Source organism: Anaerovirgula multivorans, from assembly GCF_900188145.1.
GTDB classification, from domain to species: domain Bacteria; phylum Bacillota; class Clostridia; order Peptostreptococcales; family Natronincolaceae; genus Anaerovirgula; species Anaerovirgula multivorans.
On record NZ_FZOJ01000019.1, the window covers coordinates 1 to 24,626 of the forward strand.

A 24,626-nucleotide genomic window follows, 5' to 3' on the forward strand; every position below is an offset into this window, starting at 1 on the left:
ACTGGGACTTACGTAGACAAGAATTACTATATGTTTGACTATTACGATGAAGTTGTAGAAGATTTAGGAAAAGCAAGCAACATAGATTTCTCCAAAAGATTTATGACCTTGGGAGAAGTTAAAAATATCATATCTCGAACTAAAAAATAATCTGTAGAACTACAGGTTATTGAGTAAATCAAAAAGCCTGCACCCTTTGCAATACAAAGGTTGAAGGCTTTTATTTTCTCTCTAAGGTGTAAAACTCAAGTTATATCTATAATTTTCCATGGTATCAATATATAATTAGAATAAATATATTTAAAAGTTTTACAGTATTCAGTTCTACTTGATTTCTTTTAAGTCTTATACTATACCTTTTACTATCTTACAATTCCCCAATTTGTACACTTTTACCAAATTTCATAACGCTTCAAGACACAGATTACTCCGTATATTGGTTACTAGCTACCAAGCAACCTGACCCTTACTCTGACAGGACTTGCACCAGTCAGTATTTGAAAGCTTAATTGGACGCGATTGTCAACACAACACATTCCACATGCGTTTTGATAGAATGCTGATATTATTTCGCAGAAATATTGTAGTTAGACCTCGGATGTTGTCTTTTGTTGGGGGCTCATATAATTCATGGATGTTCTAATTTAAAAGTTATCTCAGGTACATATCTTCCTGTGAATTGAATCACCACTCCTAAACATAGAACATATGATATTAATAAAGCCTATGAAAGGAATGAGCAATATGTATCATGTTTATAACCCATACCCATGTCCTTACTACGTTAACCCACCAATGTATTACCCACACAATACGTATAATGATTATAGAACGCATCCACACCCTTACTGGGTTAACACGCTAATGTATTACCCAGACTTTTGGAGACATTTTATTGAATTGAAGGATTATGGACCAGAACCCTTTGTAGTTAATATTGAGGAGGCTACTAAGCAAAATAATACTTTTCGTACCGCTTTATGGACAGGAAAATATTTGCAACTTACCTTGATGAGCATTAATGTTGGGGACGACATAGGTCTAGAGATTCATCACGACCATGATCAATTCATACGTATTGAAGAAGGTCAAGGAATTGTTAAAATGGGGGATAAAAAAGATAAGTTGGATTTTCAAGCAAAAGTCTATGATGACTATGCAATATTTATCCCTGCTGGCAAATGGCACAATCTAATTAATACAGGTTGTACACCACTTAAATTGTACTCTATTTATGCGCCACCTGAACATCCACATGGTACGATTCATGAAACTAAAGAAGATGCTGAAGAGCATCACGGATACTAAATATCGAAAGGTTTATTCCTTTTAAAATTGGAGAACGTCTATAAGTTTATGTAAATGTCATTAGACAAGGCATGATTGATTTAAAAATTACTACAAGAAGTAATTCCTGTAGTAATTTTTATTTTATTGGAAACTACTAGCATATATTTTCTTCACCGTGATTAGCTGCAATCACTTTAGAAGCAAAAGAGACTTTGCTGCTAATTATAAAGACGGGTTATCATAGGAAACTTGTCTATTTAAGTTTGTTGTATAGGTCTGCTTGACAGCAGAATTTATTTGGTACTTATCATCCAAAAAATAATAACATAGCCCTCACTCTAATCCTAGGTGGGGCTATGTTTCACTTATAAATATACTATCCTATTATAATAAAATCTTTATCGGCCTTATTAAGCACTTCGCATCCACTTTCCGTTACAAGAACAAGATCTTCTATTCTCACTCCAACCGCTCCCGGTAGATAGATTCCCGGCTCTATTGAAAATATCATTCCTGGTTGTACGGTATCAGTGTTTACAGAAGACACATCACCAAAATCATGAACTTCTATTCCTATAGAATGTCCCGTTCTGTGGGTGAAATACTCTCCATATCCTTTTGAATCTATGTAATTCCTTGCAGCAAAATCTATGTCACAAAATCTTACTCCTGGTTTAATCATTTCTATAGCTCTTTTATTCGCTTCTAAAACTATGTTGAATATCTCTTTAAATCTTTCGCTTGCACTTTTGTAGAACACCGTTCTTGTCATATCAGAGCAATATGAATTTTTTACACAGCCTATATCTAATATTATGCTATCTCCTGCACTAGGAATTTTATCACCATTTGAATGATGCGGATTCGCAGCATTGGCTCCATAGGCTATGATTGGTTCAAATGAAAATCCATCGGCTCCAACTTCTTTATATATTGAGAGTAAAACTTGAGCCAAGTCTTTTTCACTATGTCCACTAAGCGCTGCCATCTTAAGCTTTTCCATTGCCATGTCATTTAATCTTGAAGCATTTCTCATAAACTCTATCTCTTCATTGTCTTTTATCATTCTAACCCTATCTACGATTAAAGAACTATTGACATAGGAAGCTGCTCCATTCAGTTCCATAAGTCTTATTAGAAATCTAGAAGGCCAATTTTTGTCTATTCCCACCGGCTCATCTTTCATCAAGCTATCTGAAAGAATTTTTATACAGTTATCAGTATCGTCAAACGAAACAATTTCCACACCTAAGTCTTCATTTATAGGAAAAAGTCTGTTTACAAACAGTTTGTTATTTCCTTTAGAATTTATATAAAGTGCAAGCATTCTTTCACCCGGATGTATCCATTTTCCAGTAAGATAAAATATCGATGCTGGATCCGAAACGATTATCTGTTTTAGATTTGAATCTTCCATTGATTTAAGTATTTTTGCTAATCTATTTGATTTCAATGTTGTCCCTCCTTGATCATTTTAGCCTATTTGCCAAATAAATAACTTTTTATATAGAAACAAATCAACTATACAACTTCCTCATATGCAGGGAATTCTTCAATTATAGGCGCATCTTCATCTTCAAGAAGTTTTATAAGTTTCTTATCAAAGAAGAATAAAAGCATTGCACATATAAACAGTACTACCGGTATTACAGTATAAGCCTGTATAACAGAAAATTTTGAAGCGAATGCATATAAATAACCATATGATTTTCCTGCTATGAAAGTAGCAAAAGTCCAAACTCCCATTAGTACGGAGTAGATCTTATTAGGTGCATATTTTGTTACAAATGAATTACCAAGTGGTGAAAACAGCATTTCTCCAATACTTAAAAGCAGCCCAAATGCAATCAGCCATACTATATTTGCTTGAAAGGTAGCCTCTGCTCCTACGCCTCTTGAAAACTCTGCAAATACCAGCATCAAGAAAGCAGCCCCAAGCAGTCCAAGTCCAATACCTAATTTTTTGAATAAACTCAAATCCCCTTTAGCTGTTTTTGATAGCTTAAACCAAAGCATACCTAGTATAGGCCCAAGTATAATACATGTTAGTGAATTCAAAGAGTCAAACCATGAAAGTGGAACTGCAAATCCTCCTACAGACATGTTGATGAATGCACCACCATAATCATAAGCAGCAAGATAAGTAAGATACCAAAATACCCAGAAAATAACAGAAAAACCTGATATCAAGCTAATTGCAAAAACTTTTTTCTTTTCTATTTTAGTCAAAGGTTTGTTTTCTGTTATAACTTCTTTTTTTATGTTCTTACCTGCTTTAAATGGCTTTTTACCTGCTTCTCCTAAGAACCTACTTCCAACAAGGAACCACAAAAAGTCAATCCCACAGATAATTCCACAAAGCTTAAATGCTGTTCTAAAACCTTGGATCTCACCTTGAGCAAACGTGCTTGCTACAAGAATACCAACAGCTGTTGTCCCTATGAAAGCTCCAATGTTTATAAATGAATACTGAAGAGAAAACGCCGAATCAAGCTGTTCTTTATCCTCGAACAAAGATCCGCTAATTGCAGCAATATTCCCTTTAAATAATCCTGTTCCTATGGCTACAAGTGCAACCATAATATTCATACCCACTGCATCGGTCGCAGACCCACCAATCCAATATCCTACTCCCATCAAAGCTAATCCTACCGGAACACAATATCTAGCTCCTATATACCTATCTGAAATATATCCTCCTATAATAGGCGCAAGATATGTAAAAGCTACAAGATTTGATTGAATAAGTGCTGCTTCAACCGTTGTAAGTCCTAATCCCCCAGTTGTTATCGTAGCTGCTACAAATACAAATATAAGATACTTAGCAGGATAGTACGCCATTCTTTCAAACATAAATGCAACACTGCACAAATAAAAACCAAAAGGTCTTTTGTTACTTATTGTCGTTTCACTCATGATTTTCCCCCATTCATTCAATTTGTTTTTAAAAATTGATAATTACAGTAAAACGTATAGCATTTTACTACAATAATTGTGATGAGAAATCAGAATATCACAATTGTTAAATCGTTAACTTTTACTAAATTATATATTATATTACTGTAAAATTCAATAGTATTTTTTTAAATACAGTAATTTTTTAACTTATACCGTAATAATTAGTGCGCATTTAAAGTAATATTGAATACCCATTCTACGATGTGATATGATAATAAGTAGAATAAATTTTGAAAAACCACAAAAAATCTAATAATTTGTGTATTGGAAAATAGAAACGGAGGTGAAAATATGCAAATACTTAGTGAAATAGCAGATAAAATTAAGGAATTGAGAAAAGAAAAAGGACTTACACTCAAAGACCTTGCAGAGAAGACCGAACTTTCTGTTAGCTTTCTTTCTCAAGTTGAAAACGGTTCATCTTCGCTTGCAATAACTTCCCTTAAAAAAATAGCTGACGCTTTTGCCGTGCCCATGACATATTTTTTTTATAACATAGATGTGCATAACTATCACGTAAAAATCCAAGAGCAAGAACCTTTCAAAATGGAAGGATCAAACTCTAAGTTTATAAGACTAAGCGGTGATTTTTCAGGAAGAATCATGGAAGCTGTGATAGTTTCTATACCTGGAGGACAAAAACACGGACATAGATACAGTCATCCTGGAGAAGAGTTTGTATATGTGCTTGAAGGTGTTTTGATAGTAGAAATAGAAGGAACAGAGTATCTTGTCAAAAGTGGGGATTCAATACACTATCCCTCTACAATAGTACACCAGTGGAGCAATCCCTTGAATTCTCCAGTGAAAGTGCTTTCAGTAATAAGCCCCGCCATATTCTAATTTTACCTTTCCATGCTGAACTATGGCTTCAGTACATGTATCAATAGATGATGTTGCTTCATCTAAAATCATTACAGCTGGATCCACAACAGCAACACGATCAATTGAAATCAACTGCCTTTGCCCTGTGGTAAGCCATTACCATCGCCGTGAAGGATTATTTTGTACCTATGAGATAACATTTGAATGAAACCATCTGCATTTGATATAATTGTAGATATAATAAATCCAGTAGAAGTTAGGTTTCTGACAACTCTACTGGATTTTATATTTTTATTTGGTGTGAATTTTTAACTCCTCCATTTCATCCAAAATAAAAAAACACAGATTGGTTACCTGTGCCTTGAGTAATCGGAATATACATGATAAAAATGAAATAGATGCTTGTTTCCATTCATATAATAAAAAGCACAAGTGACTTCAAGATGTTAATTGCTCTTCGCTTAGTGGATTTAATAGAACAGTTTGCTTAAGTTTTTCATCATCCTCAATAATATTAGAGGGTTAAATACATCTCATATTGAGCAATTTCTTCCCTTTGAAAATTAAGGCGTTTTAAAAAACCTGCTAAACCAGCATTATTAGGAAAACTTATACTTAGCTTGTTTAGATAAAGCTCCTTTGAAGCCTTCATAATCATATTTTTTGCAATCCCCTTATGTCGATATGAAGGCTTTATCCAAATAAAATAAATTTTCCCATCTGTATTTAAGCTTAAAGCTCCTATAAGTTCTGAGTCCTGATACACACCATAATGAATTAAACTCTCAAGCTTTTCCATATAATCAAAATCATTTTGCCAATTAATATGGACATCTTCTATTTGATTGGACAACATCCTAATAGCCTCAAAAGAAACCTTTTGAATTCCTATAGAATCATCTATCTTCTTTTTAAGATTCCCCTGATCCTCATAGGTATAATAACTTAAATCATAAATCTTTTCATACCCTAAATTTTTATAGAACTTTAATGCTCTATCATTACCTACAAGAATCTCCAAAAACATCTGCTTGCAATCATTAACTACTGCTACTTGCTTATGCAATTGAAAAAGTTCTTTACTTACTCCCTTACCTCGATAGTCAGGATGGACACAAAGAGTACCGCAACGAAGTGTTTTTACACCTTCATAGTCTTTGATACCCCCTAGAATAACCCCTATTGGTTCCCCTCCGTCTAATGCAATAAACGAGTGTTCTAGCTGATTACCCTCAGGTCCAAAGAAACGCTTCAAGAAATTCTCCTCAGACATTTCTATTTTTATCATATAGTCAGAAAATCCAATTTGGAATGCATTATATACACTATGAAATTCAACATGACTGCAGTTGTCGTATACGATCATACTTATCCCCCTTTTCTTATTTTAGCAATATATAGCTTTCTTATCTTCTACACAGCATTATTTTCGATGTTGTCACCACTAAACTGACTGTTGTAAAGCTCTGCATAGAACCCATTTTTGTCCATAAGCTCTTCATGATTACCCTTTTCAATAACATTTCCGTTATTCATTACAAGTATCAAATTGGCTTGTCGAATAGTAGATAATCTGTGAGCAATGACAAAACTGGTTCTTCCTTTCATTAGCTCCAGTATAGCCCTTTGTATCAACACTACTTGTGGCTTCATCTAATATGAGGATTCTAGGGTTAGCAAGTATGGCGCGGGCAATGGTAATAAGTTGTTTTTGGCCTTGGGAAATATTAGATGCTTCCTCATTTAATATTGTATCATATCCATCAGGTAGAGTTTGAATAAAACGATCAGCATGGGTGACCTTTGCCGCCTCTATGATTTCTTCCTCGGTGGCATCCTTGCGTCCAAAGGCTATATTATCCCTTATTGTACCTTTAAAAAGGCAAGTATCCTAAAGCACCATTCCAAATAGACTACACAAGTCTCCTCATTTTAAATCTGTGATATTTATGCCATCAATGGTGATTTTTCCTTCTTGTATTTCATAAAAACGCATGAGAAGATTGACAAGAGTGGTTTTCCCGGCTCCAGTTAGACCAACGATGGCAATGGTTTGTCCTTGCCTTACATCCAGATTCATATCCTCTGTAAGAGTAACATCTTCCTTATAACCAAATTTTACATACTGAAACTTCACCTCTCCTCTAGGAAATTCTATTACTCTAGGATTTTCAGGATCTGGTATTTCTTCTTTTTCATCTAGCAGTTCAAAAACCCGTTCTGCTGAAACCATGGTAGATTGAATCACATTGGCTATGGTAGCTGTTTGAACGATCGGTTGTGTAAACTTAAATAATGATCCACCAGCTAAGCTGGTGGATCATTATTTAAGCTTTTAGATTTATAGTGTTAAATGTTTTTTAAAATCTCATTCATACTTCCTGTTCTATAGCCATTTAAATCCAACGTTACATAGGTAAAGCCAATCTCATTGAATTTTTTTCCTACTTGTCTCATTAGATTCTTATCTATAAATCGGTCAAATTCGTTTTCTCCTAATTCGATCCTTGCTGTATCTTCATGATGTCGCACCCTTAACTGTCGAAATCCTAGTTCATATAGGTAATCCTCTGCTTGCTCTACCATAGATAGTTTTTCTCTAGTAATCTTATGTCCATAAGGGAAACGGGAAGACAGACAAGCAAAGGCCGGCTTACTCCAAGTAGACAAGTCTAATTCCTTAGATATAGCTCGAATATCATCCTTGGTCATTTTTGATTCTTTTAAAGGCGATACGACTTTCAGCTCAGCTGCTGCTTGCATCCCTGGGCGATAATCTCCTAAATCATCTTGATTAGAACCATCAGCTACATATTTAATATTATTTTCTATAGCCACTTCTCTGACCTTAGTAAAGAGCTCTGCCTTACAATAGTAGCAGCGATTGGTTGGATTTCCAGAAAAACCATCAATGTCTAATTCCTCTGATTCAATGATGATGTGCTTTGCTCCAATGTCTTTAATCCATCGTTTTGCCTCTTCAAATTCTCTTTGGGGATAGGTAGAAGAGGTAGCGGTTACAGCAATTACATTTTCTCCTAATACATCATAGGCTACCTTTAGCAAAAATGTACTATCTACCCCACCGGAATATGCAATGGCTAAGCTTCCCAGTTCTCTTATATAGTGCTTTAGATGTTCATATTTTTCTTGTAGTAACATTTAAATGTCCTCCTTTAATTTTGAGTTAATCAGTTAATTTCGCTTGCTTCACTGCATCATATACGCTTTTAAAGCCTAGTCCTCTTTCATCACAAATTGTTTTGATATCTTCATACTCAGGATAATAATATTTTTCATCTTCAAATTGACAAACCTTTACCCTTACTTGATCATACTTGGTCTCTACCAGTGTAAATTCTATCTTTAAAATCGTACGATCAATTTTATACCTTCTGATTTAAATGGTGGTGGTATTTAGGATGATCCATAGATAAGGTTTTTTTAGCATAATTACTACTATCTTCTATCATGTAGGCTCTCAATATATTGGCCTTAGGAAAATCCTTTTTACCAGAACCGATTCCAATTTTTTTGATTTGATAGCTTACTGTCAAGTTGTCCCTTGTTTTTATTGCTGCAGCAATGGCAGCTCCCGTAGGTGTTACAAGCTCTCCCTCTATATTGGTTATTTTTAAATTTAATGCATTATCCATGACAATATTGACCACTGCTGGTACTGGAACAGGTAAGATACCATGCTGACATTTTACATGTCCACGCCCTTCATATAAGTCGGATATGATTACGTCATCAATATTTAAATTATCTATGCAAACGGCAGTAGCAACAATGTCTACGATGGAATCCACGGCACCTACCTCATGAAAATGCACCTCATCGATTCCAATTCCGTGGGCCTTTGCTTCAGCCTTTGCCACCACATCAAAGATTTTCTTAGATAACATTTTTGCACTATCTGAAATCTGTGAATGATCGATTATTTCATAGATGTCCTTTATATTTCGATGGGCATGATGTCCTCCATGATGATGAGGATGACTGTGGCTGTGGGTATGTTGACCATGATGATGGCCGTGCTCATTCTTATGACCATCTTGGCTATCATGATGATACTCATGGATCTGATGGTGGTTATGGTGATTTTCCTCACTGTCTAATAGAACATCAAAATAGCAGGTATCGATTCCACATTTTTGTCTTCTCCCTATTTTGATTTCATAACCTTCTAGATTTAGACTACCAAGGGCAGCCTTTAATACTTCTACATCTGCCCCTATATCCAATAAAGCCGATACCGTCATATCTCCACTGATCCCTGAATAGCACTCTAAATATAGTTGGTTACCCATTTCCCTTCACCGCCAATCTATTGATTTGCGTACTTAAATACCCTGCACCAAAGCCATTATCAATATTGACTACAGATATTCCCTCGGCGCATGAATTTAGCATGGTTAATAATGCTGATAATCCATTAAAGTTAGATCCATATCCAATGGAAGTCGGTACTGCAATGACTGGTTTGTCTGCTAAACCTGCGATGACCCCCGGCAAAGTCCCTTCCATACCAGCAACTGCTACAATAACATTTGCCTTATTAATTTTTTCTATATTAGATAATAAACGATGAATGCCTGCTACACCGACATCATAAAACCTTGTCACATTACCCCCACAGAATTCTGCCATTTGGGCTGCTTCTTCTGCCACTGGAATATCGGTGGTTCCACCTGTACATACTGCAATAGACCACTTCGCCAAAGCCAGATCTTAATTTTCGATGATGATCTAGCTTAGCAAAGCCTAAATCTTCATAGGGCAATTTCTTTAATTGATCCGCGGCACTTTCCAAATCAATTTCATCATTTTTAACTTTTCTCAGTAGTTCTTGAATATCCATATGATCCTCCTTTGATAATCGATCCTTAAACTTAGATCTTTAGTTAATTCATCATCTTCAATACAATTTCCAGTAACATTTTTTCAAAAATTCCTGATCCTATTCTACTATTAAATGGATTATCCTTGTCCATTCTCTTCTAAGACCGCCTTGACCATCCAGCCGATTACTGGATCAAAGCCACCATCTGGCTCACTGCCTATGGCTATGACTAAATCTTCCCGCTGATTTCCTATACTGTCCTGTTCTAACCCTTCCTTAGACTGGCTTGTACAGCCTGTGAAAACAAGCGTGCCCAATACAAAAGTAAGCAGTCCTATTGCTACCCTAGTCTTATTATTCATATCTACTCCACCCTCTAAAGCAAAAAACCACAAAGGAACCCCTTATTCTTAAGGGATAAAAACCTTCATGGTTTGAATCTGTTCAATATTTTTTTATAACATCATTTTAATTTTTTTAAGCAATTATTTAAAATGTGGTTTACTAGTGATACCGAAGTAAAATAACATTTGAAAATAATCATAAAAATGGGAATCTCAAAGTGACTGTCTAATCACACAGGAGAGATTCCCATGAGGGCTATATTTATAGATAAAAACCTTTGTCTATATCTACTTAAACTAATTAACCTAAATATTTTTTTAATGTTTCTCTTACTGCTCCTTCAGATGCCACCAGCCCAGCAAAATAACCTTCTATCATTTCACCTAACCCAGCCTCGTATAAATCAATGCCAAAGATAGAAGCATTTGATAAAATCGGTTTTAAGTTTTCAGTAAAAGGTCCCTTGTCTCCAAGCTTAATTCCTGAAACATAAGGTGTTACTTCCTCTAACATTGGATCTGGGCTTAAGGTCATATCATTTCCACGATCATCTATTTCCATTAAGTATCTACACCATCCAGCTATGGTTAGTGGAATATATTTTAAGTCCTTGGCATCCATATCATCCCTTACCACATAGGCCTTGATAGTCTCTCCAAATCTTATACCAAGCTTTTGAGAGGTATCTGTGGCGATCCTTTGAGGTGCATCAGGCATAAATGGATTTGGGAATCTTACCTTCAATACTTCATCGATAAAGTCCTTAGGGTTGATGATTTCAGGATTCACCACCACTGGTAGTCCTTCCACATAACCGATCTTTTCAACCAATGTCTTTAGTTGAGGATCCTTCATTTCTTCAGAGATTAAAGTGTGACCTAGTAAACAACCGTAGATAGCAAGGGCTGTATGAAGAGGATTCAGGCAGGTACATACCTTCATTTTTTCAATTTTATCAACAGTCTCTCTGTCTGTAAAAATGACGCCTCCCTCTTCAAGATTCGGTCTTCCGTTAGGGAAAAGATCCTCGATTACTAAATACTCTGGTTCTTCTGCATTTACAAAGGGAGCTACATAGGTATTCTTTGATGTCACCACAGCTTCAACATCCTCAAATCCATCGCTTTTTAGCATTTCCTTGACGCTGTCATCGGGTCTTGGTGTAATTTTATCTATCATAGACCATGGGAAAGATACAGAATTAGGATCATCAACATATTTTTCAAATCCCGCTTCTACTAATCCATTTGCCACCCATTTTTTCGCAAAGGTGCTGACTGCATTGTAAAGCTTCGTTCCATTATGGGAGCAGTTATCCATACTCACAAGGGCAAGGGGTGCTCTCAAATTAGTATATCTTTCATATACAAAAGATGCTAATTTACCAATATAGCTAACCGGCGCCTTTGGCCCCCTTTCAAAGTCTTCTAAAACAGAAGGAAGATATTCCCCCTTAGCATTTATTAGGCTATATCCCTTTTCAGTGATCGTAAAGCTCACCATCTGCAGGCTTGGATTGACAAAGATCTCTTTTAATCGATCCCAGTTCTCCGCATCCTGTGAATCCACCACAAGGGATTCCATAACACTTGAAATCACTGTCTTATCAATGCTGCCGTCTGCCTTCAATGTCACAAGTAATGTTAGATCATCATGGGGTTTGTTCATTTTTTCAATAATTTCATAATCAAATCCCTCTGCAACAACAATGCCCGTAGTACTTTTTCCTACATCTAAGATATTTTGTTGCACATTAGCCAAGAAAGCTTTGAAAATATTTCCTGCACCAAAGTGGATCCAATTTGGATTTTTTTGAGTATTAGATTTTACTTCTTCGTAGTTGAACTGAGGAAGCTTGTATCCTTTTTCTTCCCAAACTTTATTATCTTTTAATCCATTGATATTCAGTTTAATTGTACTCACCCTTTCCTAATTTATGTTATCGCTATGAGTCAACTTCTCATAACTGAGTTAGACTAAACACGACGCCTTGTCATAGGTGATACTGCAATTCAATGGGAGTAAAACTCCCCTATGAATATGTGTCTATGATGTTTTTTCTAAAGCTTCCCAAATTCCATTTAAATAGGTTGCCCCTAGAGCTCTATCATATAGACCATAGCCAGGCATTGAAACTTCATCCCAAATAGCTCTTCCATGGTCTGGTCTGATAGGACCTTCCATACCGATCTCATGGAATGCCTTCATAATTTCATACATGTCTAAGGAACCATCTGTAGAAAGATGTGCTGCTTCATCAAACTTTCCAGGACCAAGATGAATCAGGTTTCGAACATGTCCAAAGTGAATTCTTCCTTTGAAGCTTCGAATCATGTCCGGAATATCGTTATCAGGGTTAGAGCCAAGTGATCCTGTACATAAAGTTAATCCATTATTCACCTCAGGCACAGCCTCTAGTAATCTTTGAATATTTTCCTTGGTATTAATGATTCTCGGCAATCCAAATACTGGCCAAGCAGGGTCATCCTGATGAATCGCCATTTTAATCCTATACTTTTCACAAGTAGGCATGATTGCCTTTAAGAAATATACTAGATTTTCAAATAGTTTTTCCTCATTGACATCTTCATACATTTCAAATAATTCCTTAACTCTTGCAAGTCTTTCAGGTTCCCATCCTGGCAATGCAAATCCATTTGAACTAGATTCCATTTGATCAAACATCTTAGTAGGATCAATTTTGTCAACCAGCTCTTGATCATAGGAAAGCACAGTAGCGCCATCAGGTCTTACCTTTGCAAGATCAGATCTTGTCCAGTCAAATACAGGCATGAAGTTATAGCATACAAGGTCTATTCCTTCTTTCCCTAAGTTTTCAAGGGTTTCAATGTAGTTTTGAATATACTGATCCTTTGTAGGTAACCCAATTTTAATATCATCATGAATGTTTACACTTTCAATACCGCTAAGTTCAAGTCCATCTGCCTCTATTTCTTTTTTCATCGCTTTGATCGCTTCTGGACTCCAAACCTCCCCAGGCTTTGTATCATAAAGGGTTGTGATGACTCCTACGCATCCTGGTATTTGTCTAATTTGCTTTAAAGTTACACTATCATGTTTACTGCCAAACCATCTTAATGTCATTTTCATAATAAACTTCACCACTTTCAAATTAATGTATGATCCTAGTAAGCATGGACAATTCTATCCTCTTTCTTTATTGTAGGAAAATTCTGTCTTTATGAGAAAAAGTTTCTTTATGATGGCGGATATACGTGAGGTTGGTCAAATATATCTGCCATCCTGATTTCATATTCAACTTCTTCTGCTTTGTATAACTATACTGACTATGCTTAGATTTATCTATTTACCAATGATGGTAACCACGTAGAAAGTATCGGAACAAAGGAGAACAGCAGTGCACAACCAATTTGAACTGCAGTGAATGGCAGGATCTGTCTTGCCACACGACTCACAGGTTCTTTACTGATACCAGAGGCCACAAACATTGTGGTTCCAAAAGGCGGTGTTGCTTGACCCATGGCTAAAAGGAATACAAATACCATTCCAAATTGTACAGGATCTACGCCAAAGGCAACAGCAATTGGTGCAAGGATAGGCGCTAATATAAGATTTGTGGCACCTACTTCCATAAACATACCGGCAATAATAAGCAAGATATTAACAAGTATTAAGAACATGTATGGACCGCTTGCAACTGCCATAAATCCATCGGTTACATAAACAGGTATTCGATAGTAAGTAATCAACCAACCAAATAACTGTGCCGTAACCACCAACATCATCAGATTTGCACTTGATTTTGCAGTTTCTTTCATAATTGGCCATAAATCCTTAAAGGTTAATTCCTTGTAGATGAAAACACATACAATAATTCCATAAAAAACAGCGATGGCCGCTGATTCTGTAGGTGTAAATACCCCAGAATAAATACCCCCTAAAATAATCACTGGCATGATCAATGCCCATATGGCTTCTTTAAATGTAGAAGCTAGTTTCTTTGGAACGAACTTTTCTTCTTTAGGGAAGTTTTGTTTTTTTGCTATAAAGTAAGCCATGATACATAGGACGATCCCACAAATAATACCTGGGATAATTCCTGCCATTAGTAAATCCGCTACTGACACACCTGTTATATTTCCGTAAATAACTAATACAATACTAGGTGGTATTACGATTCCTAATGTTCCTCCAATGGCTTGAATCGCAGAGGAATAATCTTTAGGATACCCTCTTTTAACCATCTCTGGATACATTAAGCCCCCAATTGCTGCAGTTGTGGCAACTGATGAACCAGAAATAGCAGCAAAGAAGGTACAAGCCACAAGTGATACTAAAGAGACCCCACCAGCAATCCATCCCACCAGTGAATTGGCAAAGTCGACGAGTCGTTTGGACAAACCACCCTTTGACATAATATCACCAGCAAGTATAAAGGCTGGAATAGCTAACATAGAGAATGAATCGCTCCCAGTAAAAAGACGTTGGGAAATAACAGTGATTGGTAATCTTATATTCACAACAATAGATAGTGTACTAGCCAACCCAAGTGACCATGTGATTGGTACACCAGCAAGCATTGCAATAAACAATGTAACAATTAATACGGTTTCTGCCGTCCCCATCTGTATATAGCACCTCCATCATTTAAAATAATTATTATATTCTTCCCGTCTTCTGCTCTAAAGCAGTCCGTTACATTTCCTCTGGTCCACTTTTTATAGCAAAAACTACTTTTCTCATAATTTCCAGCATTGCGAATCCAAGACCAACAGGTATGCATATATAAATATATATCATCGGAATTTGCATAGCAGGGCTCAGCTGTCTCGCACCTATGGATAGAAAGTTGAAGGAACTATAGAAAAACACACCACTAACAACGAGGGACACAAGGTGCTGGAAAACAGTTATCACTGTTTTCCCCCAACCTGTGAAGACCCGATCTATAATATCGATTCTAACTTGCATATCATCACGTATTCCTAGATTTACTCCAAGCATAATCATCCAAACAAATAAATATCGTGAAAGTTCTTCAGACCATGGTAGACTATAGAAGAAAACGTACCGTGTTATCGTCTGCAACAGGATCACAACCATCATCAGTCCCAGGAGTATTGTAATGAGTGTGTGTATCCCATTTTGAACTTTTTCGTAGAAGTTAATCAATGCATTTTTTTTCATCATTTTCACCCATTTCTTGGAAATCTCACTAATATGATTGTATTATATAAAATTCGTTAGTTAACGCTTCCTTTTTTAAAATCAAGACTTAGTCTTCAAGTACATCGATTTGCTTGATAATATCTTCAAACTTTGCACCAAAATCTAGTTTAAATGCTTCTGAAGCGTCAATAAATTCTTGCTTATCTGGGTAAGTTACTTGCATACCAAGAGCTTGAAGATCTTCTAATGCAGAATCATTCATATCCCTTTGTACTTGACGTTGGTAGATTCCAGCTTCATAGGCTGCTTCTTCAAATATTGCTTGATCTTCTGGAGATAAACTATTCCATGCCACAGGGCTCATAATGAAAACTACAGATGCATATACGTGTTCTGTCATAGCAAGGTGCTTATTCACTTCAGCTACATTCATTTGTAAAATAACGGATAATGGGTTTTCTTGTCCATCAAGGGCTCCTTGTTGCATACCAGTATAAGCCTCTCCCCATGACATTGGAACTGGGTCAGCCCCTAATGCTCTCCATAATCCTTGATGTGCACGGTTTTCCATTGTTCTAATTTTAAGACCCTTTACATCTGCTATACTATTAACTGGTTGCTTACTATTTGTTAAGTTACGGAAGCCTGATTCCCAGAACCCAAGTGTTTTAAGTCCAGATGCATCGATTTCTTCCATAAACGCTTCACCGATTTCTCCTAGAAAGATATTATCTGCATGCACGTAGCTTCTGATTAGATATGGCAGGTCTACTGCTGCAAGGCTAGGTGCAAAGTTAGTCATTGGTCCTTGATTTGCAATTGCCATGTCAACTGAACCCAGTTGCGCCCCTTCAATCAAATCACGCTCTGCTCCAAGTTGTCCGTTATGGAAGATATTGATCACATAACGTCCATCAGTTTGTTCTTCAATGATTTCTTTGAACTCGATTAATCCTTGTCCAACTGGACTCGTTTCAGATGCTGAATGACCTACATTAAATTCAACTATCGCTCCAGGTGTTGTTACTGCTCCATTACCAGCATCCGAACTACATCCTACAAATACTAAACTCATAATCAATAAAACACATAACATCATCGTAATCCTTTTTTTCATTTAAATTACCTCCTCATATTTGGAATTAACTTCTCTATATTACAATGCCTATTTTCGATTATTAAAATCCTTCTAGCATTTATAATTGTTTTGCAGTCCTACTTGTGAAACTTCTTACTTTCTTAGATTTAAGTCGATAAAGTACTGCTGTTAATATACAAATAGAAGCCCAGACAAATAGTGTCCACTCTGGTAAACCGATAGCCATATGATAGCACAAAAAGGTAATCCAGCCTATTATCGAAAATATTTGCAATTTTTCAACTGCTTTTGCTTTTAGCATTGATATCACTAATATTACTGTCATCACTAACGCAATTGTAAGCCAAATTACACTCATTCTCATCTTGCCTTCCCCCTTTCTTATGCCTCTCTAATATTAAACCATAGATTTATGTTAACCTCAAACGTTTAACAACTCCTACCACAAGTTACCGTCTTCATCAAATGAAAATTCCTTAGGTTCTTCAAGAATTTCAATCCCTGGTATCGTTTTAGCCTTTTCCAGTAAAGATTCTGAAATATGAATATACTCTATATGTAGAGAATTTGGGATTCGAATAATGTCTGGTGATTCCTTATTTATGTCAACACAGGTTTTGATAGCTGCTTGAATTGCTTCTTTATCATTTTTTAGGATCATTGGAATTTTGATGTTTTTTACAATTTTAGCCGTTAAAGAATTAGGATAGGTTTTTTCTAGATCTGCCTTGTTAAATAGACGTCGTGTAACCATATGTGCCATTCCTAATCCATTGGCATTTCCGTGGGTTTCATCACTTAAATCTAATAAGACCACTCTCTGGGATTTAATACCACCGGAAGCATAAGGAGTTGGAAACTTGCCAGTAATATTAGGATCCATCCCATCTCCAGAAAAGTTCTTACCGATTTTATCAACGATTAGGATATCGGTTTCCTCAATCAAAATATTTGGCATTAAAGCCTTTGATTCCAGTAATAGTGCTGGTTCTTTTTCTGGAATTTCTTCATTGGTTAAGGCAACAATCTTGCATGTTTCATCAAAAGGATTTTCAATTAACCCTACACCAAAAAGAACATTTGAATTCTTTAAAATGGCATTCCCGAAAAGAGGTACTAGCTTTGCTAAGTGTTTGATCCCTATTTCGTGGCAGGTCTCTGCCCCTTTTTGTTTTCCTAGACCAATGGTCATCATTTTCATGATTCCTGACTCATATGGACCCCGGAAGGCTGGATGTGTTTTAATACGGTTGACAACAATAATACCATCTGCTTCAGCAGCATATTTGTCAATAAACACTGGATATTGCTCCGGAAATTGTGTTTCATCGGTAAAACCGATTTGTGTAGTTTCCATAGTGGCTTTAATCGGACACCCACAAAATTCTTCTGTAATACCAAAGCTTTCAAGTACTTCTACCTGACCTTCAGCAGTAGCACCTCCATGACTTCCCATAGCTGGGATAATAAAGGGATGTGCCCCTTGCTCCTTTACAAATATTACAATTTCCTTTAAGATCAGAGCGATATTTGCAACACCCCTGCTCCCTCCAGTTATGGCTATACTCATTCCTGGCTTGATTGTACTTCTAATCTTATCCTTTAAAAGCTCAACCTTTAGAGCTTCTGGAATATCATCAATTTTTTTTCTAGGAAAGGTTTGTCTGATCCTCGCCATTTTAGGCAATTTGACATCCTTCAACAACTCACTTACAACTCCCATTTTAGCCTCCATTCTGTTATTAACATGATGATGTTTATGAAAAGTAAAACTCACCTTAAGGGTTAATAACTTGTGTTCTTTTCTATATCCTTCTTAGTTTTTTTCTGTTCAAATGAGATACTAATCAAATTTCAATATAACTTTGTAAGTCTCAATTGGATTGTTTTCTACTTGTTCTATGGCTTTCATAATATCTGAAAAGTTATATACATTTGATATCAACATTTTAGGATCGATTTCCCTGTTGTTAAACCATTCAATCACTTCTGGAAATTTATTACTATGAAGTCTTGATCCTTTTACGTCTAGCTCTTTCTTTGTGATTTCAAGCTGAGCGATTTTGGAAGGTGTATCTGTGAAACCGAGAAGAATCACTCTTCCAGCTGAAGCAGCCAGCTTTACTGCTTGCTCAAAGGTTTGTGGAATACACACAGCATCAATAATAACTGGTACCCCTAATCCATTGGTTTCGTCCATAATGATTTTATCTACATCTTCCTTAGAAGGATTGATGACCATATCAACGCCGATTTTTTGAGCTAGTTCAAGTCTCGAATCCACTAAGTCTGAAATAATACATTTAGCGCCGATCCTTTTAACAACCTGCGCTGCACAAAGTCCTGCAGGACCTGCGCCCATTATAAATACAGTGTCTCTTTCTGTTATTTCTCCACGGGAAGCAATTTGTGCGGCTATTGTAAAGGGCTCAATCATAATTGCCTCTTCCCAACTTAGATCCTTTGAAATTTTATGAACACCATTTTCTGGTAACACAATATATTCTTGGTATCCTCCATCTTCATGGACCCCACGTACCTTTAGATAAGAACATACATTAGGTCTCCCAATAGAGCATGGGTAACACTCTCCACATCCAATAACCGGATCCATGATCACATGATCCCCGACAACAAGTTTTGTTGCTTTTGTTCCAACTTCTACTACTTCTCCTACAACCTCATGACCTATCACCCTAGGATAAGTTGCTACTGGAGAGGTACCATGATAGATGTGGATATCAGAACCACATATTCCAGCAGCCTTTACTTTAATTAAAACTTCATCATCACTTTTAATCTTAGGCATTGGCACTTCACATATTTCTAGATTCCCTGGAGAAATTATTTTTGCTGCTTTCACCCAAAACACCTCCTAGTCGATTTTATGTTTCCATAATTGAGTCGAAATTGAATTTCCTCCATTACCTTGTTCTACAAAATGACTATCCTTTGCTTTTTCTTTTGAACAACAGGCACCCTTTTGTCCAAGGTTATATAAAAGCTAAATACTATTAGTGAAAATTTATTTCGTTACAAAATTTGTAATACAAATTTTGCTTGTTTTTATTATAAATTATCGAAATTCGTCTGTCAATACATTTTATGTAATCGTTTTTATAGTTTTTTATGATTTTCTCTTTTTATTTGTATTACAAATTTCAATAAAAAAAGTGGTTTCAGCTAAATACATAGCAAACCACTCTAAGTTTCTACACATTATTTTTTTGTCATTAATAATCAAGTCTTCCCATATCACTTATGGCTCTTAAAATATGCTTTTCAATAAAATGCTCAGCAAGCTTACTGTTTCGTTCTTCTATTGCTATATAGATATTTTTATGTTCTTTAATACTGGTTGAGATTCCTAAAATATTATTTAAAGTCATCTGATGTTTTCTCATAATATGGCGTAGCATTTCATTAATTTTTACATTAATAGGGTTTTTACTACCTCGGGCAATTTCCATATGGAATTCAAGATCAGCCTCAACAAACTCACTGCTTCTGCCAATGTTTTTTTCCATTACATCAAGATAACTTCTCAAATTTCTCAAATTTTCTTCATCTCTATTCTCTGCACAAAGTTTAGCACTCCCAATTTCAATGATGCTTCTAAATTTGAGAATATCAATAATTTTTTCCTCTCGAAATATAACAAAAGGTAATAGGGGATCTAAAAAGATTGAAGGATCAGGTTGATTTACATATGTTCCTCCTCCTCGTACTTTTCTTAGAATGCCTAAGGCAACTAGCCTTTCCATCGCTTCCCTTACAGACACTCTACTGGTATTCCATATCTTACACATTTCATTCTCTGTTGGCAGCTTATCTCCAGGATTTAATTTTCCTACTATGATTTGATTTTTTATATTTGAATATATTTCATCACTTATACTACTCAATTTTTTATATCCTTTCCAAATTTTTATTTGATAATTTAATATAGCATATTAAATATTTTTTGTAAAACAGTTTATTTCATCTATTTATCCTACGATTTATATATCCTATTATATTTTTTCATAGCATTAAAAAATATCTCTATATTCCTTTTTATAAAGAAATCACCAGTTATTTTACAATTCTCTATCAAACCTAGGGCCGACATTGAGTTTACCATAAAGAGTAAAACCCGTTTAAGATTTAATTTTATTCATAATATAGTTTTTTATACACTTCTTTCCTTTTAAAAATGATATGGCAAAACAAGGGTTAGGATAAATTCACAGCCTTCATTTTCTTTACTGTTGCAGGTACTATCACCACCAACAAGTTTGTTTAAGGTTTTATCATCTTCTACCGCCAATATTGAAAACATAATATCTCTACTTAATTTCGCAAGAAAATCTGTACAGTTTCTTCCTTTTCAAAAAAACACGCATACTCCAATGTGTTCTTCTAATAAGATACCATTTTCCCTTAACTTCTTATGTGCTAAATTCAATTACACTTTGTAGATGGCAAGGTGCCAAATTTTTAGATATTTGAGTTCTGAAACCCTTCTAAACCCTTGTTAGTAGAGCGACAGTTTCCACATGTCTGGAGTTGATAGTGTCAACAAAATCAGGTTGGAATAGCGCTTGCTCTCTAAAAAACCATCCCCCTCGGGGGATGGTTCTCATTTTACTATACATTGCTTCATCTATTTTATAGGCCATCTCACTTACTGGGATATATGCCTTTGCTTGAATTTCTTTTGTTTTATCTAGTATTGGTTTTCTAAAATAGGCTTTATCACCATATACTTCCTGAAGTTTTAATCCTGCCTTCTTTGTTAATTCTATTAATTCATCAAATCTTGTTCCATCTACATATGCACCATTAGCTACCGTAATATCTGTGATGAACCTTTCATCGGTTGTAATAATGTATTCATTTTTATAGCCAAAGAAGTGCTCTGTTTTACTCTTATGACCAACTCTTGCATCCTGATCAACAATTGATCCGACTCCTCTTTGTTCTATGAATTTAGGGTCTTGTAGAATTTCTTTAGCATTTTCTACAACTTTGTGGGTTTTGGTGTGTTCTTGAGGATTAGTTATATTTTCAACTTTATTTATTTCTGCTTCTAGATAATTTTTCATAACTTTCTTTGCTTCTTCATTGTCTGTTATTTCTTTGTAATCTGGGATATCTTGATTTATATTTGGGGGGAGTGTACCAATCTCCTTTTCGTAAGTTTTAAAAATTTTCTTTGCTAGTCGCTTCGTTACTCTTTCCGGAATAGCTTTAAAAGTATTAGCTTGTGTATGGGTTGCATCTATACTTATACCTATATCTTTTATAATTCCTTTTTCAACGCATTGTTTTACAATCTCAACAATTACCTCGTCTAAAGTTATATCCTCTAATCTATATACTCTAAACTTTGAAAACTAGGATTAGGTAAAGTCTCATCAGGATTTATCTTAAGAAACCACATGTATGCTAGGTTCAAGGAGGCTTCTTCTATCACTCTTTCATCCGATAAGTTATACAGGTATTGTAATACAAGGATTCTTATCATAAGTTCTGGATCTTTAGCTGGTCTACCATAATATTTGTTGTAAGAGGCCTCTAGCAATTTTGTTACAAAGCTAAAATCAACAGCCTTATTTATTAATTTCAGCGTATGATTTTCTGGTATTTTATTGTATAATATTGAGTAGATGCTTAATTGATTATTTTGGTCTTTAAGCATTGAAATTTCTCCTTTTCGTTAAGGTTTCTAGTCAATTCCATTATACCAAATTAAGGAGGATTTTTCTTTGCTTATTTATATTGAAATTTGTTCTTTTTTACATTTATTTACAGTGTTTTTCAGTGGTCTCGAACAGGGACTTGTCTGTTATGCCTTTTCAACCATATACTTGCTTACCCCCCTATTACTCTCACAAGCTGTTTATTTTCGTACGACAAGTCCCTGTCCCCTCGTCTTGATTTGTCCCCTCGTCTTGATTAATGGAAATTCTATGTTTGCATCTTTTCTACAAAATGAAAATCTCTAAAAAGATAAAATAGATGGATAAATACAAATAATTATCACAAACTTTTAATTTTAAAACAACTATGATAGGATGAAAAAGTATCATAAAATAAGAGGGGGCTATATTGTGCGTACACTAATCTGGATGATATATTTTTGGCTTTATGCAATTGCTAGTATTATTTATTATCCTAAAATAAACTATTATGTAAAAAAAGGTCTTATTCAAGAAAGAAGAGAATTTGCCCATAAATTTACTGCCAATTGGGCCAGATCTTTAATTGCACTTTCAGGTAGTAAAATAGAAGTAACTGGTATTGAAAATATTCCCTCAGAGGGAGCCGTCCTATTCGCCAGTAACCATCAGGGTAATTTTGATATCCCCATTCTAATGGGATATCTCCAAAGACCTATCGGCTTTATTGCTAAAATAGAGCTAAAAAAAATGCCCATCATTAGTAGATGGATGAAGGTCATAGACTGTGTTTTTATAGATCGTAAGGATATTAGACAATCACTTAGGGTAATGACTCAAGCTATTGATATTCTAAAATCTGGTCAATCCATGGTAATCTTTCCAGAGGGGAGCCGCAGTATGGGTAACGAGATGACACCCTTTAAACCAGGAAGCTTAAAGATTGCTGCACGTAGTAATACTCCAATTATTCCTATAACCATTATTGGTTCCTATAAAATGATGGAAAGTAATAATAATCGGATACAACCTGCCCATGTCAAAGTAATTATTTCTCCTGCAATTAATCCTTATCAGACGGAAAAAACCAGTGACCTAACAGTAACGATTCACAATATAATTAAGGAAAATTTAATAAAGTATACTCATTAAATCATAGTTTATGACCTGTGAGTGGAATTATGATGAATCTCTGATTTCAAAATACAGAAGAAAGCCTTGCTACGTTTTACGGTAGCAAAGCTTTCTTCTAAGGTGTTTACTATGAGCAGAATGTAACCACGGAAAAATGTGATGATTATGACGGAGAAAGGTGGGTTGTTTTAGGGGATGTATAAAGTTCTTAAAAATTATGTGTATTAATGGTCTTGAGTATAGTAAAATAAATAAAACACATTACGCAGACATCAGAAAATATTTTGAAAACGAAGATGTGAAATTTTGCGTGAGTAAGGTTAATTTATATAACACACGGATAACCAGGAATTTGAAGGAGGACTTTTATGATAGAAGTAATGTTTGGTGAGAGTGAAGGCGGAGCCATGAAAATGGCAAAGAATTATCAAAAACCTGATTTTAATAATGGAACAACAGCATGGTTTGGAAAAAAACCAACCAAAGATGAGTTTGATAAAATGTTTGACGGGAAGGCGGTAGGTGGTAATTCCTCAGAAGTGCTTTGTATTCCTTTTATGCTGGATATTGGAGATATTAATGTTCCGATTGAAAGTGAGTATAGAAAAAAACTTATTTTGGATATGTATACCATAAATGGATGGGATGATAAAAGTACCTTAGAAGATTTAGAGAAGGCATGGAAAAAATATTTAGATGAAATAGGGCGTTTGAAAAATTATGCAGCCCAAGGAAAAAATATTCGTTTATGGTATAGTGATGCCCCATATTCTATGTGCGGATTTTATTATGTGTGTAATCTTTTGAGAGAATATGGTTGCAAGGTATCTGCTATAAAATTACCACAGTATATGCAGATTTCGGATAATGAAATACAATTTTATACATCTTGGGGAGAAATAGATGCAGGAAAGTTTTATAAATTTCTTCCTTTAGAGAAAGAGTTATCTAGTTGTGAAATGCGCTCTTTTGTACTTGATTGGGTTGAATTAAAAGAAGAAAAAAGTAATTTGCGAGCTGTTGTAAATGGTAAAGTGATTGGTGTTCCAGAAGATTTCTATGACCATATTATTAGAAAAGAGATTCCGGATGGCGAGTTTATTATGGCACGTCTGATTGGAAATATTTTAGGGAAACATCCTCTTGGAATTGGCGACTGGTGGTATGCTAAAAGAATTAATAAGATGATAGAACAAGGTGAACTAGTGGTAGTACAAAAACAGAAAGAAATATATCGCCAAGTACTTAAAAAGGTGTAAAGGTTACTTACAAATTTCAATTTGTTGGAAAGTTTATGAACATAATCTCACATTAG

23 protein-coding genes and 2 pseudogenes are annotated in these 24,626 nt (G+C 35.3%); 4 read left to right on the forward strand and 21 right to left on the reverse strand.

Features of this window, described 5'->3' with window-relative positions:
• Positions 1–744 precede the first annotated feature (744 nt).
• The gene (locus CHB72_RS16515) at positions 745–1,308 is read left to right on the forward strand and encodes a cupin domain-containing protein (RefSeq protein WP_089283983.1); all 564 of its coding nucleotides are present in this window, start codon (positions 745–747) and stop codon (positions 1,306–1,308) included.
• A gap of 358 nt (positions 1,309–1,666) precedes the next feature.
• On the opposite strand, the gene CHB72_RS16520 is transcribed toward CHB72_RS16515, so the two are convergent.
• Positions 1,667–2,743: a M24 family metallopeptidase gene (locus CHB72_RS16520; protein ID WP_089283984.1), complete on the reverse strand. Its 1,077-nt coding sequence runs from the start codon at positions 2,741–2,743 to the stop codon at positions 1,667–1,669.
• Between the two features lie 68 nt (positions 2,744–2,811).
• The gene (locus tag CHB72_RS16525) at positions 2,812–4,206 is read right to left on the reverse strand and encodes a peptide MFS transporter (protein ID WP_089283985.1); all 1,395 of its coding nucleotides are present in this window, start codon (positions 4,204–4,206) and stop codon (positions 2,812–2,814) included.
• Positions 4,207–4,539: 333 nt separating this feature from the next.
• On the opposite strand from CHB72_RS16525, the gene CHB72_RS16530 reads away from it, so the two are divergent.
• Positions 4,540–5,091, forward strand: coding sequence for a helix-turn-helix domain-containing protein (locus tag CHB72_RS16530; RefSeq protein WP_330397067.1), 552 nt, complete (start codon positions 4,540–4,542; stop codon positions 5,089–5,091).
• 496 nt (positions 5,092–5,587) lie between these two features.
• Here the strand turns inward: CHB72_RS16530 and CHB72_RS16540 are convergent, their stop codons facing one another.
• The 19 genes and pseudogenes from CHB72_RS16540 to CHB72_RS27425 all read right to left on the reverse strand — a co-directional run.
• A complete protein-coding gene (locus CHB72_RS16540) occupies positions 5,588–6,439 on the reverse strand; it encodes a GNAT family N-acetyltransferase (protein ID WP_089283986.1) in 852 nt (283 codons plus the stop codon).
• A gap of 47 nt (positions 6,440–6,486) precedes the next feature.
• Positions 6,487–7,360 (reverse strand): annotated as a pseudogene (locus CHB72_RS28115) (ABC transporter ATP-binding protein); the annotation flags it as partial.
• A 62-nt stretch (positions 7,361–7,422) separates the two neighbouring features.
• The gene (gene larE, locus CHB72_RS16550; RefSeq protein WP_089283987.1) at positions 7,423–8,235 is read right to left on the reverse strand and encodes an ATP-dependent sacrificial sulfur transferase LarE; all 813 of its coding nucleotides are present in this window, start codon (positions 8,233–8,235) and stop codon (positions 7,423–7,425) included.
• 25 nt (positions 8,236–8,260) lie between these two features.
• Entirely contained in the window at positions 8,261–8,473 is a 213-nt protein-coding gene (gene larC / locus CHB72_RS28120) for a nickel insertion protein (protein ID WP_334293334.1), read from the reverse strand.
• Positions 8,460–9,386: a nickel pincer cofactor biosynthesis protein LarC gene (gene larC / locus CHB72_RS16555; protein WP_330397068.1), complete on the reverse strand. Its 927-nt coding sequence runs from the start codon at positions 9,384–9,386 to the stop codon at positions 8,460–8,462. Before larC (CHB72_RS16555) ends, larC (CHB72_RS28120) begins: the two co-directional genes overlap by 14 nt.
• On the reverse strand, positions 9,379–9,747 hold the full coding sequence (gene larB, locus CHB72_RS16560; RefSeq protein ID WP_330397075.1) for a nickel pincer cofactor biosynthesis protein LarB: 369 nt from the start codon (positions 9,745–9,747) through the stop codon (positions 9,379–9,381). The genes larC (CHB72_RS16555) and larB overlap by 8 nt, the downstream gene beginning before the upstream one ends.
• The gene (locus CHB72_RS28475) at positions 9,704–9,937 is read right to left on the reverse strand and encodes a hypothetical protein (RefSeq protein WP_330397069.1); all 234 of its coding nucleotides are present in this window, start codon (positions 9,935–9,937) and stop codon (positions 9,704–9,706) included. The genes larB and CHB72_RS28475 overlap by 44 nt, the downstream gene beginning before the upstream one ends.
• 119 nt (positions 9,938–10,056) lie before the next feature.
• Positions 10,057–10,281 (reverse strand): hypothetical protein, encoded by a 225-nt coding sequence (locus tag CHB72_RS16565; protein WP_141131470.1) that lies wholly within the window; start codon positions 10,279–10,281, stop codon positions 10,057–10,059.
• Between the two features lie 283 nt (positions 10,282–10,564).
• Complete coding sequence (locus tag CHB72_RS16570) at positions 10,565–12,187, reverse strand: mannitol dehydrogenase family protein (RefSeq protein ID WP_330397070.1); 1,623 nt, start codon at positions 12,185–12,187, stop codon at positions 10,565–10,567.
• Positions 12,188–12,310: 123 nt separating this feature from the next.
• On the reverse strand, positions 12,311–13,375 hold the full coding sequence (gene uxuA, locus CHB72_RS16575) for a mannonate dehydratase (RefSeq protein WP_089283989.1): 1,065 nt from the start codon (positions 13,373–13,375) through the stop codon (positions 12,311–12,313).
• A gap of 209 nt (positions 13,376–13,584) precedes the next feature.
• Positions 13,585–14,871: a TRAP transporter large permease gene (locus CHB72_RS16580; protein ID WP_089283990.1), complete on the reverse strand. Its 1,287-nt coding sequence runs from the start codon at positions 14,869–14,871 to the stop codon at positions 13,585–13,587.
• A gap of 70 nt (positions 14,872–14,941) precedes the next feature.
• On the reverse strand, positions 14,942–15,433 hold the full coding sequence (locus CHB72_RS16585; protein ID WP_176431427.1) for a TRAP transporter small permease: 492 nt from the start codon (positions 15,431–15,433) through the stop codon (positions 14,942–14,944).
• A gap of 88 nt (positions 15,434–15,521) precedes the next feature.
• Positions 15,522–16,532, reverse strand: coding sequence for a TRAP transporter substrate-binding protein (locus CHB72_RS16590; protein ID WP_089283992.1), 1,011 nt, complete (start codon positions 16,530–16,532; stop codon positions 15,522–15,524).
• A 79-nt stretch (positions 16,533–16,611) separates the two neighbouring features.
• Positions 16,612–16,878, reverse strand: coding sequence for a hypothetical protein (locus CHB72_RS16595; RefSeq protein WP_089283993.1), 267 nt, complete (start codon positions 16,876–16,878; stop codon positions 16,612–16,614).
• Positions 16,879–16,953: 75 nt separating this feature from the next.
• Positions 16,954–18,237: a nickel pincer cofactor-dependent isomerase, group 22 gene (locus CHB72_RS16600; protein WP_089283994.1), complete on the reverse strand. Its 1,284-nt coding sequence runs from the start codon at positions 18,235–18,237 to the stop codon at positions 16,954–16,956.
• Positions 18,238–18,357: 120 nt separating this feature from the next.
• On the reverse strand, positions 18,358–19,377 hold the full coding sequence (locus CHB72_RS16605) for a zinc-binding alcohol dehydrogenase family protein (protein WP_089283995.1): 1,020 nt from the start codon (positions 19,375–19,377) through the stop codon (positions 18,358–18,360).
• A 370-nt stretch (positions 19,378–19,747) separates the two neighbouring features.
• Positions 19,748–20,419, reverse strand: a complete 672-nt coding sequence (locus CHB72_RS16610) for a FadR/GntR family transcriptional regulator (protein ID WP_089283996.1) — start codon at positions 20,417–20,419, stop codon at positions 19,748–19,750.
• Between the two features lie 284 nt (positions 20,420–20,703).
• Complete coding sequence (locus CHB72_RS27820; RefSeq protein ID WP_278277857.1) at positions 20,704–20,835, reverse strand: hypothetical protein; 132 nt, start codon at positions 20,833–20,835, stop codon at positions 20,704–20,706.
• A gap of 319 nt (positions 20,836–21,154) precedes the next feature.
• Positions 21,155–22,197: pseudogene (locus CHB72_RS27425) on the reverse strand (transposase); the annotation flags it as partial.
• 412 nt (positions 22,198–22,609) lie between these two features.
• Here CHB72_RS27425 and CHB72_RS16625 point away from each other — a divergent pair.
• Positions 22,610–23,329: a lysophospholipid acyltransferase family protein gene (locus CHB72_RS16625; RefSeq protein WP_207652588.1), complete on the forward strand. Its 720-nt coding sequence runs from the start codon at positions 22,610–22,612 to the stop codon at positions 23,327–23,329.
• A gap of 350 nt (positions 23,330–23,679) precedes the next feature.
• Positions 23,680–24,570: a DUF3658 domain-containing protein gene (locus CHB72_RS16630; RefSeq protein WP_089283999.1), complete on the forward strand. Its 891-nt coding sequence runs from the start codon at positions 23,680–23,682 to the stop codon at positions 24,568–24,570.
• Positions 24,571–24,626 lie beyond the last annotated feature (56 nt).